Source organism: Methylobacterium sp. 13MFTsu3.1M2 (assembly GCF_900112625.1).
GTDB lineage: Bacteria > Pseudomonadota > Alphaproteobacteria > Rhizobiales > Beijerinckiaceae > Methylobacterium.
The window spans coordinates 108060-122557 of record NZ_FOMM01000003.1; the positions used below are offsets into that span (position 1 = coordinate 108060).

General features: G+C 70.8%; 16 protein-coding genes. 10 read left to right on the forward strand and 6 right to left on the reverse strand.

Features of this window, described 5'->3' with window-relative positions:
* Window positions 1-56 precede the first annotated feature (56 nt).
* From BM314_RS02585 to BM314_RS02615, 7 genes are all read left to right on the forward strand, one after another.
* Entirely contained in the window at window positions 57-1001 is a 945-nt protein-coding gene (locus BM314_RS02585; protein WP_091976758.1) for a D-2-hydroxyacid dehydrogenase, read from the forward strand.
* Between the two features lie 207 nt (window positions 1002-1208).
* A complete protein-coding gene (locus BM314_RS02590) occupies window positions 1209-2072 on the forward strand; it encodes an NADP-dependent methylenetetrahydromethanopterin/methylenetetrahydrofolate dehydrogenase (protein WP_042673897.1) in 864 nt (287 codons plus the stop codon).
* Between the two features lie 10 nt (window positions 2073-2082).
* A complete protein-coding gene (gene fchA / locus BM314_RS02595; RefSeq protein WP_091976759.1) occupies window positions 2083-2724 on the forward strand; it encodes a methenyltetrahydrofolate cyclohydrolase in 642 nt (213 codons plus the stop codon).
* 400 nt (window positions 2725-3124) lie between these two features.
* On the forward strand, window positions 3125-4303 hold the full coding sequence (locus BM314_RS02600; protein ID WP_020092653.1) for a malate--CoA ligase subunit beta: 1179 nt from the start codon (window positions 3125-3127) through the stop codon (window positions 4301-4303).
* A 16-nt stretch (window positions 4304-4319) separates the two neighbouring features.
* Window positions 4320-5210 carry a succinate--CoA ligase subunit alpha gene (gene sucD / locus BM314_RS02605; protein ID WP_010687110.1) on the forward strand — a complete coding sequence of 297 codons (891 nt, stop codon included), beginning with the start codon at window positions 4320-4322 and terminating at the stop codon, window positions 5208-5210.
* A 167-nt stretch (window positions 5211-5377) separates the two neighbouring features.
* Window positions 5378-8128, forward strand: coding sequence for a phosphoenolpyruvate carboxylase (locus BM314_RS02610; protein ID WP_056525893.1), 2751 nt, complete (start codon window positions 5378-5380; stop codon window positions 8126-8128).
* Window positions 8129-8315: 187 nt separating this feature from the next.
* Window positions 8316-9287: an HpcH/HpaI aldolase/citrate lyase family protein gene (locus BM314_RS02615; RefSeq protein ID WP_012320599.1), complete on the forward strand. Its 972-nt coding sequence runs from the start codon at window positions 8316-8318 to the stop codon at window positions 9285-9287.
* A gap of 187 nt (window positions 9288-9474) precedes the next feature.
* Here BM314_RS02615 and BM314_RS02620 read toward each other — a convergent pair whose 3' ends face one another.
* The 4 genes from BM314_RS02620 to BM314_RS02635 all read right to left on the reverse strand — a co-directional run bounded on the left by BM314_RS02620 (window position 9475) and on the right by BM314_RS02635 (window position 12166).
* Window positions 9475-10326, reverse strand: a complete 852-nt coding sequence (locus BM314_RS02620) for a glycosyltransferase family 2 protein (RefSeq protein ID WP_091976761.1) — start codon at window positions 10324-10326, stop codon at window positions 9475-9477.
* Complete coding sequence (locus BM314_RS02625; protein WP_091976763.1) at window positions 10323-10916, reverse strand: class I SAM-dependent methyltransferase; 594 nt, start codon at window positions 10914-10916, stop codon at window positions 10323-10325. Before BM314_RS02625 ends, BM314_RS02620 begins: the two co-directional genes overlap by 4 nt.
* Window positions 10913-11650 (reverse strand): PIG-L deacetylase family protein, encoded by a 738-nt coding sequence (locus BM314_RS02630; protein WP_091976765.1) that lies wholly within the window; start codon window positions 11648-11650, stop codon window positions 10913-10915. The genes BM314_RS02625 and BM314_RS02630 overlap by 4 nt, the downstream gene beginning before the upstream one ends.
* A gap of 192 nt (window positions 11651-11842) precedes the next feature.
* On the reverse strand, window positions 11843-12166 hold the full coding sequence (locus tag BM314_RS02635; RefSeq protein ID WP_091976767.1) for a helix-turn-helix domain-containing protein: 324 nt from the start codon (window positions 12164-12166) through the stop codon (window positions 11843-11845).
* Window positions 12167-12388: 222 nt separating this feature from the next.
* Between BM314_RS02635 and BM314_RS02640 the strand changes: the two genes are divergently transcribed.
* Complete coding sequence (locus BM314_RS02640; RefSeq protein ID WP_056525903.1) at window positions 12389-12904, forward strand: META domain-containing protein; 516 nt, start codon at window positions 12389-12391, stop codon at window positions 12902-12904.
* 94 nt (window positions 12905-12998) lie between these two features.
* Window positions 12999-13163 carry a hypothetical protein gene (locus tag BM314_RS30455; protein ID WP_170868022.1) on the forward strand — a complete coding sequence of 55 codons (165 nt, stop codon included), beginning with the start codon at window positions 12999-13001 and terminating at the stop codon, window positions 13161-13163.
* Window positions 13164-13191: 28 nt separating this feature from the next.
* Here BM314_RS30455 and BM314_RS02645 read toward each other — a convergent pair whose 3' ends face one another.
* Window positions 13192-13407, reverse strand: coding sequence for a hypothetical protein (locus BM314_RS02645; RefSeq protein ID WP_091679600.1), 216 nt, complete (start codon window positions 13405-13407; stop codon window positions 13192-13194).
* Window positions 13408-13515: 108 nt separating this feature from the next.
* Complete coding sequence (locus BM314_RS02650) at window positions 13516-13794, reverse strand: hypothetical protein (RefSeq protein ID WP_091976768.1); 279 nt, start codon at window positions 13792-13794, stop codon at window positions 13516-13518.
* 158 nt (window positions 13795-13952) lie between these two features.
* On the opposite strand from BM314_RS02650, the gene BM314_RS02655 reads away from it, so the two are divergent.
* On the forward strand, window positions 13953-14486 hold the full coding sequence (locus BM314_RS02655; protein WP_020092643.1) for a gamma carbonic anhydrase family protein: 534 nt from the start codon (window positions 13953-13955) through the stop codon (window positions 14484-14486).
* Window positions 14487-14498 lie beyond the last annotated feature (12 nt).

A 14498-nucleotide genomic window follows, 5' to 3' on the forward strand; every position in this document is an offset into this window, starting at 1 on the left:
CGCGCAAGTAAGAACAAGACTATCGAGGAAACCGCCCGTCGTACGAGAGGGGTCCTATGACCAAGAAGATCGTGTTCCTGGATCGTGAATCCCTCGATGCCAGGGTCCGACCGTTCAATTTCCCCCACGAATACGTCGAGCACGAGTCGACCTGGACGCCGGAGGAGATCGTCTCCCGCCTCCAGGGCGCGGAGATCGCGCTGATCAACAAGGTCCCGATGCGGGCCGAGACGCTGAAGCAGCTCCCCGACCTGAAGCTGATCGCGGTCGCCGCCACCGGCACCGACGTGGTCGACAAGGCCCAGGCCAAGGCCCAGGGGGTCACGGTCGTCAACATCCGCAACTACGCGTTCAACACCGTGCCGGAGCACGTGGTCGGGCTGATGTTCGCCCTGCGCCGGGCGATCGTGCCCTACGCCAACTCGGTGCGGCGCGGCGACTGGGCGAAGTCCAAGCAGTTCTGCTACTTCGACTATCCGATCTACGACATCGCCGGCTCGACGCTCGGCATCGTCGGCTACGGGGCGCTGGGCAAGTCGATCGCCAAGCGCGCCGAGGCGCTGGGCATGAAGGTCATCGCCTACGACGTGTTCCCGCAGGACGGGCTGGTCGATTTCGAGACGATCCTGACGCAGTCCGACGTGATCACGCTGCACGTGCCGCTGACCCCCGACACCAAGGGGATGATCGGCGCCGCCGAGCTCAAGAAGATGAAGAAGAGCGCAATCCTCATCAACACGGCCCGCGGCGGGCTCGTGGACGAGGCGGCGCTGCTCGAGGCGCTCAGGGACGGCACCATCGCGGGCGCCGGGTTCGACGTGGTGGCGCAGGAGCCGCCCAAGGACGGCAACATCCTGTGCGACGCCGACCTGCCGAACCTGATCGTCACGCCGCACGTCGCCTGGGCGAGCAAGGAGGCGATGCAGATCCTGGCCGATCAGCTCGTCGACAACGTCGAGGCCTTCGTGGCGGGCAAGCCGCAGAACGTGGTGGAAGCCTAAGCTCAAAATCAGCGACGGGCGTTCCCCTCCCCCCTGCGGGGAGGGGCCAGGGATGGGGGTGGTGCAGGAGACACCGCTCCGCGCGATTCAGCACCACCCCCACCTCCGGCTCCTCCCGCAAGGGGCGAAGAGGGGCTGCGTCCACGCACCGACCCAACCAACATCAGCGCCGGCGCCCCACGGGCGCGACGGAAAGGTCCCAGGAAAATGACGAAGAAGCTGCTGTTCCTGTTCGACACCGATGCCGTGCCGAACGTGTTCGACACGGTCGTCGGCTACGACGGCGGCGCCGACCACATCACCGGCTACGGCGGCGTGAATCCCGACAATGTCGGCGCCCTGGTCGACGGCACGATCTACACCCGCGGCGGCTCCGAGAAGAAGTCGACGGCGATCTTCGTCGGCGGCGGCAGCATGGCGGCGGGCGAGGCGCTGTTCACCGCCGTCAAGAAGCGGTTCTTCGGCCCGTTCCGGGTCTCGGTGATGCTCGATTCCAACGGCTCCAACACCACGGCCGCCGCGGGCGTCGCGCTGGTGGCCAAGGCCGCGGGCTCGCTCCAGGGCAAGAAGGCCGTCGTGCTGGCGGGCACCGGCCCGGTCGGCATGCGCTCGGCCGCTCTGCTCGCCGGCGAGGGCGCCGAGGTCACCATCGCGGGCCGCGCCCTCGACAAGACCCAGGCCGCCGCGGACCAGATCAACACGCGCTTCAAGGTCAACGTGAAGGCCGCCGCGACCCCCGACGAGGCCTCCCGCGTCGCTCTGGTGAAGGGCACGAACCTCGTGTTCACGGCCGGCGCCATCGGCGTCGAGCTGCTGCCGGAAGCCGCCTGGGCGCAGGAATCGTCGATCGAGTTCGTCGCCGACTACAACGCCCAGCCCCCGACGGGCATCGGAGGCATCGACGTGATGGACAAGGGCAAGGAGCGCAACGGCAAGCAGGCCTTCGGGGCGCTGGGCATCGGCGGCCTGAAGCTCAAGCTGCATCGGGCCTGCGTCGGCCAGCTCTTCGAGAGCACCGACAAGGTGCTCGACGCCGAGGAGATCTACGCCCTCGCCAAGACGATGGCCTGAGGAGGCGCCGGTGACCGAGACGCATCGCCCCGAGACCGACAGCATCGAGAAATTCCTGACGGAGCTGGCGAGCGCTGCCCCCACCCCCGGGGGCGGCGGCGCGGCGGCGATCTCCGGCGCCATGGGCGCGGCCCTGGTGTCGATGGTCTGCAACCTCACCATCGGCAAGAAGAAGTACGTCGAGGTCGAGGCCGAGCTGAAGGAGGTCCTGGCCAAGTCCGAGGGCCTGCGGGTCGTGCTCACCGGCATGATCGGCGAGGACGTCCAGGCCTTCGACGCCGTCATGGGCGCCTACGGCCTGCCCAAGAACACCGACGACGAGAAGGCGGCCCGCGCCGAGAAGATCCAGGCGGCGCTCAAGACCGCCTGCGACGTGCCGCTCGCCTGCTGCCGGGCCTGCCGCGCGGTGATCGACCTCGCGGCCATCACCGCCGACAAGGGCAACCTCAACGTCGTGTCGGATGCCGGCGTGGCGGTGCTCTCCGCCTATGCCGGCCTGCGCAGCGCGGCGCTGAACGTCTACGTGAACGCCAAGGGTCTCGAGGACCGCGCGTTCGCCGAGGAGCGGCTGAAGGAGCTGGAGGATCTGCTCGGCGAGGCCGGCGCACTCACCGAGAAGGTCTACGTGGTCGTCAAGGACAAGGTGAACTGACCCGGCGACTTGGGTCAGCACCACGCGTCACAGCGTGTCCGGTCGGCCCCGTCGACGCCGCTGTCTCTGCGAGCGCAGTGAAGCAATCCAGTCGGCGCCACGATCTCAGAGGTCGCGCTGCCCTGGGTCACGTCGCTGCGCTCGCGATGACGGACAGAGCGTCCTGAACGAAGCGTTCCGGCGTACTTTGTAGCGATTCAACAGTCGAGGCCGGGTGCATCGCGCTCCCGGCCTCGCTGTTTTCCTGTATGCTGCATCGCAATATGAAATACGATCTGTGTTGCGACCGCGAAAAAGTCGCGGTCAATCAGGAGCTTAAAAAATTTGACGGGCGTAATCTTTCGACTCAACTAAAGTAGAGGGCGTCAACGGCGGCAACGAACCGCGGAGGAGGCGCCGAATGGACGTCCACGAGTATCAGGCCAAGGAGCTGCTCGCGAGCTTCGGCGTGGCCGTCCCGAAAGGCGCGATCGCCTTCAGCCCGGACCAGGCGGTCTACGCGGCCACAGAGCTCGGCGGCTCATTCTGGGCCGTGAAGGCGCAGATCCACGCCGGCGCCCGCGGCAAGGCCGGCGGCATCAAGCTGTGCCGGACCTACAACGAGGTCCGCGACGCCGCCAAGGACCTCCTCGGCAAGCGCCTCGTCACGCACCAGACCGGCCCCGAGGGCAAGCCGGTGCAGCGGGTCTACGTCGAGACCGCCGACCCGTTCGAGCGCGAGCTCTACCTCGGCTACGTGCTGGACCGGAAGGCCGAGCGCGTGCGGGTCATCGCCAGCCAGCGCGGCGGCATGGACATCGAGGAGATCGCCGCCAAGGAGCCCGACTCGCTCATCCAGGTGGTGGTCGAGCCGGCGGTCGGCCTGCAGCAGTTCCAGGCGCGGGAGATCGCCTTCCAGCTCGGGCTCAACATCAAGCAGGTCTCGGCCGCGGTGAAGACGATCATGAACGCCTACCGGGCGTTCCGCGACTGCGACGGCACCATGCTGGAGATCAACCCGCTCGTCGTCACCAAGGACGACCGGGTGCTGGCGCTCGACGCCAAGATGAGCTTCGACGACAACGCGATGTTCCGCCGGCCGGGCATCGCCGACATGCACGACCCGTCCCAGGGCGATCCCCGCGAGGCGCAGGCCGCCGAGCACAACCTCAGCTACATCGGCCTCGAGGGCGAGATCGGCTGCATCGTCAACGGCGCGGGCCTCGCCATGGCCACCATGGACATGATCAAGCACGCAGGCGGCGAGCCGGCGAACTTCCTGGACGTCGGCGGCGGCGCGTCTCCTGAGCGGGTCGCCACGGCCTTCCGGCTCGTGCTCTCGGACCGCAACGTGAAGGCGATCCTGGTCAACATCTTCGCCGGCATCAACCGCTGCGACTGGGTCGCCGAGGGCGTCGTCCAGGCCGCCCGCGAGGTGAAGATCGACGTGCCGCTCGTGGTCCGGCTCGCCGGCACGAACGTCGAGGCCGGCAAGAAGATCCTGGCCGAGAGCGGCCTCGATCTCATCACCGCCGACACGCTGGCTGAGGCGGCCAAGAAGGCGGTCGACGCCTGCTCCGCCGCCAAGACGCAGCACTGAGAGGGGAGACCGCGCCATGAGCATCCTCATCGACGAGACCACCCCGATCATCGTCCAGGGCATCACGGGCGACAAGGGCACCTTCCACGCCAAGGAGATGCTGGATTACGGCACGAACGTCGTCGGCGGCGTCACCCCGGGCAAGGGCGGGCGCACCCATCTCGGCCTGCCGGTGTTCAACACCGTCAAGGAGGCGGTGGCGGCGACCGGCGCCACCACGTCGATCACCTTCGTGGCGCCCCCCTTCGCGGCGGACGCCATCATGGAGGCGGCCGATGCCGGCCTGCGGCTGGTCTGCTCGATCACCGACGGGATCCCGGCCCAGGACATGATGCGGGTGAAGCGCTACCTGTACCGCTACCCGAAAGAGAAGCGGACCATGGTGGTCGGCCCGAACTGCGCCGGCATCATCTCGCCCGGCAAGGCGATGCTCGGCATCATGCCCGGCCACATCTACCTTCCGGGCAATGTCGGGGTGATCTCCCGCTCCGGGACGCTGGGCTACGAGGCCGCCTCGCAACTCAAGGAACTCGGGCTCGGGATCTCGACCTCGGTGGGCATCGGCGGCGACCCGATCAACGGCTCGTCCTTCCTCGACCACCTCGCCCTGTTCGAGACCGACCCGGACACCGACGCGGTCCTGATGATCGGCGAGATCGGCGGCCCGCAGGAGGCCGAGGCCTCGGCCTGGATCCGCGAGAACATGTCGAAGCCGGTGATCGGCTTCGTGGCCGGGCTGACCGCCCCGAAGGGTCGCCGCATGGGCCATGCCGGCGCGATCATCTCGGCGGCCGGCGACAGCGCCGCCGAGAAGGCCGAGATCATGCGCTCCTACGGGCTGACGGTGGCGCCGGATCCGGGATCCTTCGGGCAGACGGTGGCCGACGTGCTGGCCCGGGCCGCGTAGCGCGGCCGGCCCGCCTTACGTCCCGGAACGCGGCGCGGGTCCTCTCTCCCGAGCGGGAGAGGGCGCGCGTCGCGCTGGGCACCGGCCGATGCGCGCTTCCCTCCCGGAGGTGACGGCGCATCGCGCTGAACATCCTCGAGAAAGACCGTGCGCCACGAGGTGGCTCCATGACCCGCACCCTTCACGCAACCCCCGGTCTCGTCGATGCCACGGCCTTCGCGCCGCCGGTGATCGTCGGCACGTCGTCGGAACAGGCGCTGGACATCCTGTTCCAGGCGCTGCTCGACGTCGCCCGCCGGCACGACCCCGACCTCGAGGCGGTCCTGCACGGGACGGCCGACATCTCGCGCTTCTCGCCGCAGATGCTGGCGCGCGCGCTGCAGGTGCAGGGCATCTGGTTCCAGCTGATCTCCATCGCCGAGCAGAACGCCGCGATGCGCCGACGCCGGCACGTGGAGCGCACGGAGGGGCGGGCCGCGCTCGGCGGCTCCTTCGCCAAGGTTTTTTCCGACGCGCGCAAACAGGGGGTGCCCCCTGAAAAAATCCAGGCGCTGCTGAGCGACCTGCGCATCCGCCCGACGCTCACCGCCCACCCGACCGAGGGCAAGCGGGTGACGGTGCTGGAGAAGTTCCGGCGGATCTACCTCGTCCTGCGCGAGCTGGAGATGCCGCGCTGGACCGACCGTGAGCGCAACGGGCTCATGAACGAGCTGCGCGACCAGATCGAGCTGGTCTGGATGACGGGCGAGCTGCACCTGGAGAAGGCGACTGTCGAGCGGGAGGTGGCCTGGGGGCTGCACTTCTTCGACGAGACCCTGTTCGAGATGCTGCCCGAGACCCTGGAGACCCTCCACGAGGCGCTGGCCGAGACCTATCCGGGCACGGAGTTCAGGGTGCCGCCGTTCTTCCAGTTCGGCTCCTGGATCGGCGGCGACCGGGACGGCAACCCCTACGTCACGGCGGCAGTCACCCGGCAGACCCTGCACCGGAACGCGCTCGCCTCGCTCACGCGCTACCGCGACGGCGTTCGCGAGCTGGGGCGGACCCTCTCGCTCACCGAGCGCTCGCTGCCGCTGCCCGAGAGCTTCCGCGCGGAGCTCGACCGGAATCTCGCCGAGAGCGGCCAGGCCCGCGCCATCACCCGGCGCAACCCGGGCGAGCCCTATCGCCAGTACCTCTCCTGCGTCCTGCGCAAGATCGAGGCGACGATCGCCCGCAACGAGGGCGAGCACCCGTCCGGCCCCGACTACGCGAGCGCGGACGGGCTCATCGAGGACCTGCGCACCCTGGAGCGCGGCCTGACCGAGGCCAAGTGCGGGGCACTGGCGCGGGATCTCGTGCGTCCGGTCCGGCGCATGGTCGAGATCTTCCGCTTCTCGACGGTCCGCCTCGACCTGCGTGAGAACACCACCCGGACCACCGACACGCTCCACGCCCTCTGGCGCCAGCGCAACGGCGACGGCGAGCCGCCGGCCCTCGGCTCGGCCGCGTGGCGCCAGTGGCTCGACACGGAGCTCGCCCGGCCGCGCGATCCCGAGCGGTCCTTCGAGGACCTGCCCGACGCCGCCCGCGAGACGCTCGCCACCTTCGCCCTTGTCGCCGAGATGCGCGAGGCCCTCGACCGCGAGGCGTTCGGCGCCTTCGTGCTGTCGATGACCCGCTCGGTGGAGGACGTGCTCGGCGCGTACCTGCTGGCCAAGGAAGCGGGGGTGTTCCTCGACGCCGCCGGCACGGAGATCTGCCCGCTGCCGATCGTGCCCCTGTTCGAGACCATCGACGACCTGCGCGCCGCCCCGGCGATCATGCGGGCGCTGCTCAACGTGCCGGTGGTCCGCCGCTCCACCCGCTGGCAGGGCGGCGTGCAGGAGGTGATGATCGGCTACTCCGACTCCAACAAGGACGGCGGCTTCGTCGCCGCCAACTGGGAACTCTACAAGGCGCAGAGCAAGCTGACCCGGCTCGGCGAGGAGCTCGGCGTCGGGATCGCCTTCTTCCACGGGCGCGGCGGCTCGGTGAGCCGCGGCGGCGTGCCGACCCAGAAGGGCATCATGGCCCAGCCGCCGGGCTCCATCCGCGGCCGGTTCCGGACCACCGAGCAGGGCGAGGTCGTCTCGTTCAAGTACGCCAATCGCGGCACGGCCGCCTACCAGATGGAGCTGCTGGCGGCCTCGGTGTTCGAGCACGCGCTCGCCGGCGACGGCGAGCGGGCGGGCCCCGGCCACGACGACGCCCTCGAGGCGCTCGCCGGGGCCTCGCGGGCGGCCTACGTCCAGCTGCTCCAGACCGACGGCTTGGTCGATTACTTCCAGGCGGCGAGCCCGCTGGACGAGATCTCCCTTCTCAACATCGGCTCGCGTCCGGCCCGCCGCTTCGGCGCGCGCTCGCTCTCGGACCTCCGCGCGATCCCCTGGGTGTTCGCGTGGTCGCAGAACCGGCACGTGATCACCGGCTGGTACGGCGTCGGCTCGGGGCTGGCGAGCTTCATCGACGTGCGCGGCCGCGACGGCGAGGCGACCCTCAAGCGGCTGTTCAACGAGTCCCGCATCCTCCGCCTCGTCCTCGACGAGGTCGAGAAGACGCTGATGATGGTCGATCTCGACATCGCCCGCGCCTACGCGGGCCTCGTCCAGGACGCGGGCGTGCGGGACCGGATCTTCTCGATGATCGAGGCCGAGTACGCGCTCACCCGCGAGATGGTGCTGCGGGTGAGCGGCGGCACGGAGCTGGCCGAGCGCTTCCCCCTGTTCCGGGACCGCCTGAAGGGCCGGCTCCCGACGATCAACCAGGTCAGCCGCGAGCAGGTCGAGCTGCTCGCCCGCTATCGCGCCGAGACCGACGAGGACCGGCGCGAGGCGGTGAAGTCGGCCCTGCTCCTGTCCATAAACTGCATCGCGGTCGGCTTCGGGGCGACCGGATAGGGGAGGGTCCAGCGGGCTCCCTCTCCCGCGCGGGAGACGGGACCCGTGCCTCGATCCCGTACCGGGAACCCGGTCCATTCGTGCAGCCGCGCCCTGTCAGCGACCCACGCGCGCGCCATTTGCCGCCGATGAACGGGACCGCATCCCGCAACGGCACCAGAACCGTCACCAGGAGAGAGAACCCAAGATGAGCTTCACCCTGATCCAGCAGGCCAAGCCGCGCCTGCACCGCTCCGAACTCGCCGTGCCCGGCTCCAACCCGACCTTCATGGAGAAGTCGGCCTCCTCGGCGGCGGACGTGATCTTCCTCGATCTCGAGGACGCGGTTGCCCCGGACGACAAGGAGAAGGCCCGCACCAACATCATCCAGGCGCTGAACGACCTGGATTGGGGCAACAAGACCATGATGATCCGCATCAACGGTCTCGACACCCACTACATGTACCGCGACGTGGTCGACATCGTCGAAGCCTGCCCGCGGCTCGACATGGTGCTGATCCCCAAGGTCGGCGTGCCGGCCGACGTCTACGCCATCGACGTGCTGGTCACCCAGATCGAGCAGGCCAAGAAGCGCGAGAAGCAGATCGGCTTCGAGGTGCTGATCGAGACGGCCCTCGGCATGGCCAACGTCGAGGCGATCGCCCAGTCGTCGAAGCGGCTGGAGGCGATGTCCTTCGGCGTCGCCGACTACGCCGCCTCGACCCGCGCCCGATCCACCGTCATCGGCGGCGTGAACCCCGACTTCTCGGTGCTGACCGACAAGGACGAGTCCGGCAGCCGCCAGACCCACTGGCAGGACCCGTGGCTGTTCGCCCAGAACCGCATGCTGGTCGCCTGCCGCGCCTACGGCCTGCGCCCGATCGACGGACCGTTCGGCGACTTCTCGGATCCGGACGGCTACCGCTCGGCGGCCCGCCGCTGCGCCGCCCTCGGCTTCGAGGGCAAGTGGGCGATCCACCCGAGCCAGATCGAGCTCGCCAACGAGGTGTTCACCCCCTCCGAGGCCGAGGTCACCAAGGCCCGGCGCATCCTCGAGGCCATGGAAGAGGCCGCCAAGGCCGGCCGCGGCGCCGTGTCCCTGGACGGCCGCCTCATCGACATCGCCTCGATCCGCATGGCCGAGGCGCTGATCGAGAAGGCGAACGCCATGAAGGGCTGAAGACGGCTCCGACGCGGGCGGATCCCGGCCCCCTGGCCGGGATCCGCCCTCTGCACTGCCAGGAACGTCTCGTCCTTGCGAGCGCAGCGAAGCAATCCAGGGTCGCGGCTACGGCGACATGCGTGTCGCTGCCGGGTTGCCTCGCTGCGCTCGCGAGGACGGCGGCGCCGCGTGGCCCGAAGTCCCGTCAAAACGGCTGATCGTCCGGTAGCCGCGCCGCTGCCATCTCGTCCGGCGTCGGGTCCCGGTGAACCACGATCCCGGTGGAGCGGTCCGCCGCGATCAGCCCGAGCCGGGCGAACCCGTCGAGCCAGCCGTCCATCGGCCAGATCCCGTGCCGGTCGTGGAAGCGCGCCGCGTTGGCGACGATGTCGCGGAAATGCTGCAGCGGCGGGTCGTAGCCCGGATGATGCTGGTGGTAGGCCCGGGGGCCGCCGAGGAACAGGATCGGCACGCCGGCCCGCTCGGCCCGGAAGGCGAGGTCGGTGTCTTCCGCGCCGTAGCCCGAGAAGGTCTCGTCGAAGCCGCCGAGGCGGTCGTAGGTCGCGGCCCGCACCGCGAAGGCGAGGGACCAGAACAGGCCGGGCTGCGGCGCCGGCGCCACCGTGCCGGCGGGCGGGAAGGCCCGCACCGGGTGCGGCGCGCCGAGACGCGCCAGATCCGTCTCGCGCCACCCGTCCGCGACCGCGCCGGCCGGCAGGTAGCCGATCTCGCAGCAGATCAGGCCGTCCCGCTCGGCCACCGCCCGCGACAGGCCCGCGACGAGCCCCGCCGAGGGGATGCAGTCCACGTCGAGGAAGATCAGCGTGTCGGCACCGGCGGCCCGGCGCCCGGCATTGCGCGCCGCGGCGAGCGGCAGGCCGGCACGCGGGAACGGCACGCGCTCCACCGGGAAGGGCAGGGCCGGGTAGGGCGCCGCGTCGTCGCCGATCTCGACGACGACGCAGCGGTCGGGCGGGTCGCCGCGACCGAGGCCTTCGAGCAGCCGGGTCAGGTGCGCGCGCCGGCCCTTGTTGAGGGTGATGACCGCGACGCTCACGGGGCGGTTCCGGCGCGCAGGACGTCGATGCGGTACTTGTCCGTACGCGCCTGGCTCAGGACCTGGGCGAAGGGCGCCGACAGCCGGATGAAGCCCTCGGCGGCGCCGTCACCCGAGAGCGGGTAGTCGGTCTCGCCCAGCCAGTGCACCAGCACGATGTCGCCGCCGGGCGCGATCGTCGCGCCGGCCCGGCGCACGAGCGCGGCGAAATCCTCCGGGGCCAGGAAGTACAGGAACTCGGAGAGGACGATCAGGTCGAACCGCTCCTCGGGCCAGTCCGCCGGCATCGTGCCCTGCCGGATCTCGACGTGGGGGCGATCCGCGCAGCGCGCCCGGGCGTCCTCCAGGGCGGCCGGAACCAGATCCGTGGCGAGCAGACGCTCGCAGCGCTCGGACAGGGCGTGGGTGAAGACGCCGATGGAGCAGGCCGGCTCGAACGCGGTCCGGTAGCGCGCCCGCGGCAGGGCCGCCAGCGTCGCCGCGTACTTGTCGCGCTCGTAGGACGACGAGGTGAAGCGCCAGGGATCCGGGTCGCTGGCGTACATGCCGAGGAAGTAGTCTTCCGGCAGGGTCTGCGTCCGGCGGCTCATGCGGGGACCGCGACGAAGCGCTCGTAGGGGCCGCAGAGCCGGTCGATCATGGCGGGCTCGAGCCGGAAGCCCTGGGGATCGTCCGCGATCAGGTCGGTGGTCTGCGATTCGTGGGCGGCGACGGCGCGCGCCTTGGTCTCGCGATAGGCGGAGACGTCGAGGCGCAGGCCGGCGGGGCTCGGCCCGACCTCGGTCTCGGGCGGCAGGGTCCAGCCCCAGACGGGGTACTCGTAGACGCGGACCCCCGGCATCTGCGGCCGCGCGAGGGCGACGATCGCCGCGGCCGCCTTGTGGTCGCAGTGGGGATCGTGGCGCCAGGTGACGAAGACCGCGCCGGCCCCGATCACCGCGGCCGCGCGGGCTACCGCGGACGCGGCGGCCTCGGCCCCGGGGCCGTCGCTCGGGACGTGCGCGTCCGGGAGGCGCAGGAAGGTGACGGCCTCGGGCCCGAGGCCGAGGACCGCCACGGCCCGCCGGGTCTCCGCCTCGCGCAGAGCGCGCAGTTTCTCGGGCGGGTAGAGACGGGAATGCGTGTGCGACCCGCAGCCGTCGCTGACCACGACGAGATGCACGGGCCGTCCCGACGCCCGGGCGGCGGCGATCAGCCCGCCGCATCCGAGGCTCTCGTCGTCGGGATGGGGCGCGACCACCACGAGCCCCCGGCTCCCCAGGAGGGCGTCGAGGCTCGCCACGGGCAGCGCGTCGGCGGCGGCGAGGAAGGCGTCGGCGCGCATCAGCGGCCTCCGATCCGGTCAGAGGCCGAGAGGTCGGAGGCCAAGAGGAAGCGCCGGTCGCACCGCGACGGGCTGCTGACGGGATCGATCACGGGACGCTCCACGGACGGTGCGCGGGTTGTGGCGTCCCGGGTTGTCAGGCGCGGCGCATGAACGCGCCATGAGCGGCGCGTTCGGGCCGGCCGGCGGGTGTCAGCGATCGTTCTCGGTGGTGAGCGCGTCGGTGCGGGTGCCCTCGTCGACGCCCTGGCCCGCCGCGAGGTGGACGCCGGGCGTCGGCGCATCGCGGAAGACCGCACCGGCGGCGCTGAGGGCGCTGCGCAGGGCCTCGACCTGGCCACTGGGCGCGTCGCTGTAGCCGCCCTCGAAATCCCGCACGAATCGCTCGTCCAGGCCGACCTTGCCGGCGAGATCGGCCTCCGACCAGCCGAGCAGCCCGCGAGCCGCCCGCGACTGCGCCGGGGTCATGGCGAGCGCCCGGGTCCCGCTCTGCGCGCCCTCGTCCGATCCTGCCAAGGTGATCCTCCTGCTTCGCACTGATCAACAACGATCGCGGTCCCGGATCGTTTCCGGGCGGTCTTCGGCCGAGCGCGACCATAATTGTGCTGAAATCCTGTCGCATCCGGCACGGCGCAAGGATTCGGAGCGGCCCACGCGAGGGGCCGGACCGCGCGGCCCGCGCGGCGCTTCCGGACCGGGATGACCTGCGCGCGGCGCGCGCGACATGGGGACTGGACGATGAGAGGGGTGCTGATCGCGAGCTTGGCCTGTGCCGTGCTGGCCATGGACCTGACCGCGGCGACGCAGGCGCAGGCGCAGATGGGCGGCTCGCCCACGGGCTTCGGCCGGGGCAACCGCCGGCCGGGCGGCGAGGAGGAGAAGAAGCCCCAGTACGTGCCGGGGACCAAGGCCAGCGAGAAGATGTTCCCGCTGGACTCGACCTGGACCGCCGTGAGCCTGAACGGCAAGCCGTTCACGGGCGGCGACCGGCCGAGCTTCATCATCGACAAGCAGTACCGCGCCCGCGGCTACGGCGGCTGCAACACCTTCGCGGCGACCGCCTTCCCGCTCAAGGAGCAGCACATCGCCGTCGGCCCGCTCGCGCTCACCAAGAAGAGCTGCGACAAGGGCCTCGCGGCCGCCGAGCAGGCGTTCTTCATCGCCCTGCGCACCTCGGCGGCGTGGGACATGGTCGGCTCGCAGCTCGTTCTGAAGAGCCCGAACGGCGAGCTGAAGTTCGACCGGGCCCTTTAAGGGCCGGTTCACCACGCCGAACGACGACGGCCGCCGATTCAGACGCTCTTGAGGGACGTCGGCGCTCACTCCTCCGGTATCGAGGAGTGCGCGGATGCCAGTCGGGATCGGGATCGGACGCGGGGATCCCCTGCGCCCCGCGGTGACGCGGACCGCGCGCTTCTCGGGACCCCAGGGCTTCCATCCGGGCGCCCTCTGGCTCGCCGCGGCGGCGCCGCTCCTGGCGACCCTACTCCTCCTCGTCCGGCTCGCGGCCTGAGGGGAGCCTGCGCCGACCGGTCCTAGCCTCAGCGGGTGCCGGTCGCGTCCGGCGCTCGCGAGGTCTCGGAGGCGCGGTGCGTCTCGGGCGCGGCCTCCGAGCGCAGCATTACGGGCGGGAACAGGGCCGCCAGACCCGCGGCCACGCCGTATAGGACGGGATCGGCGTTCGCTCCCGCTTCGGGCGGACGGAGATCGCTGGTCAGCTTCGTGCGCCGGCGGGCATCGCGCGCGTTCGCGAGCATCTGTCCGCGTCTCCGTTGTTAGCGTGTTCGAAACGGTCAATGCCGCGTTCCGCGTTTCGTTGCCGCGGACGTCCGATATTTCTCCCGGCCCTCGATCGCGGCCAATTCTCAGCCGCGGCGCCGGAGGATCGGCACGGACCGACCGTCCGGCAGCGGGCAGGCGGCCGGGACGACCTCGACGATCGACGCGCTCGGGCAGCGCGCCCGGCAGCCCTCGGCCGCCGCGATCTGATCGCCGCCGCAGGCGTCGGCGAAGCAGAAGGTCCCGAGATCCTCGCACGTCGCCCGGAACCGGCCCGGCGCCGCCGGCCCCCGCAGGTCCGCGGCCCCGGCCCCCTGCGTCAGCAGGAGAAGCGTCAGACCGATCAGGGCCGGGAGGCGTGCCATCTCTGTCTCCGATCCGGGTCGCGACCGCTTGCGGAGCCAGCCTAGCATTGGCAGCCTGGACGCGCCGTACCATTCCCGCGACACGTGCCGCGCGTCATCTGTCGCAATCCCGGCCGCGCCGCGCGGCCGATACCACCGCTCTTCCGTGAAAGGCCGCCATGCCGCTCTACGCCCTCGACGAGCACGTCCCCGACCTCGCCGACCCGGCCCGGGTCTGGATCGCGCCCGACGCGCAGGTGATCGGCCGGGTGCATCTCGGCCTCGATGTCGGCATCTGGTTCGGCGCGGCCCTGCGCGGCGACAACGAGCCGATCCGCATCGGTGACCGCACCAACGTCCAGGAAGGCGTGATCATGCACGTCGATCCCGGCTTCCCCCTCGTGATCGGGACCGACGTCACGATCGGGCACGGCGCGATCGTGCACGGCTGCACCATCGGGGACGGCAGCCTCGTCGGCATGGGGGCGACGGTTCTGAACGGGGCCCGGATCGGCCGCGGCTGCCTCGTCGGCGCCAACGCGCTGGTCACCGAGGGCAAGGAGTTCCCGGATCACAGCCTGATCGTCGGGGCGCCGGCCAAGGCCGTGCGCACCCTTGACGAGGCCGCGATCGAGGGTCTGCGGCAGGCCGCCCTGCGCTACGTGGAGAATGCCCGGCGCTACCGGGCCGGGCTGCGCCGCATCGACGGCTGACGGGTACGGGCC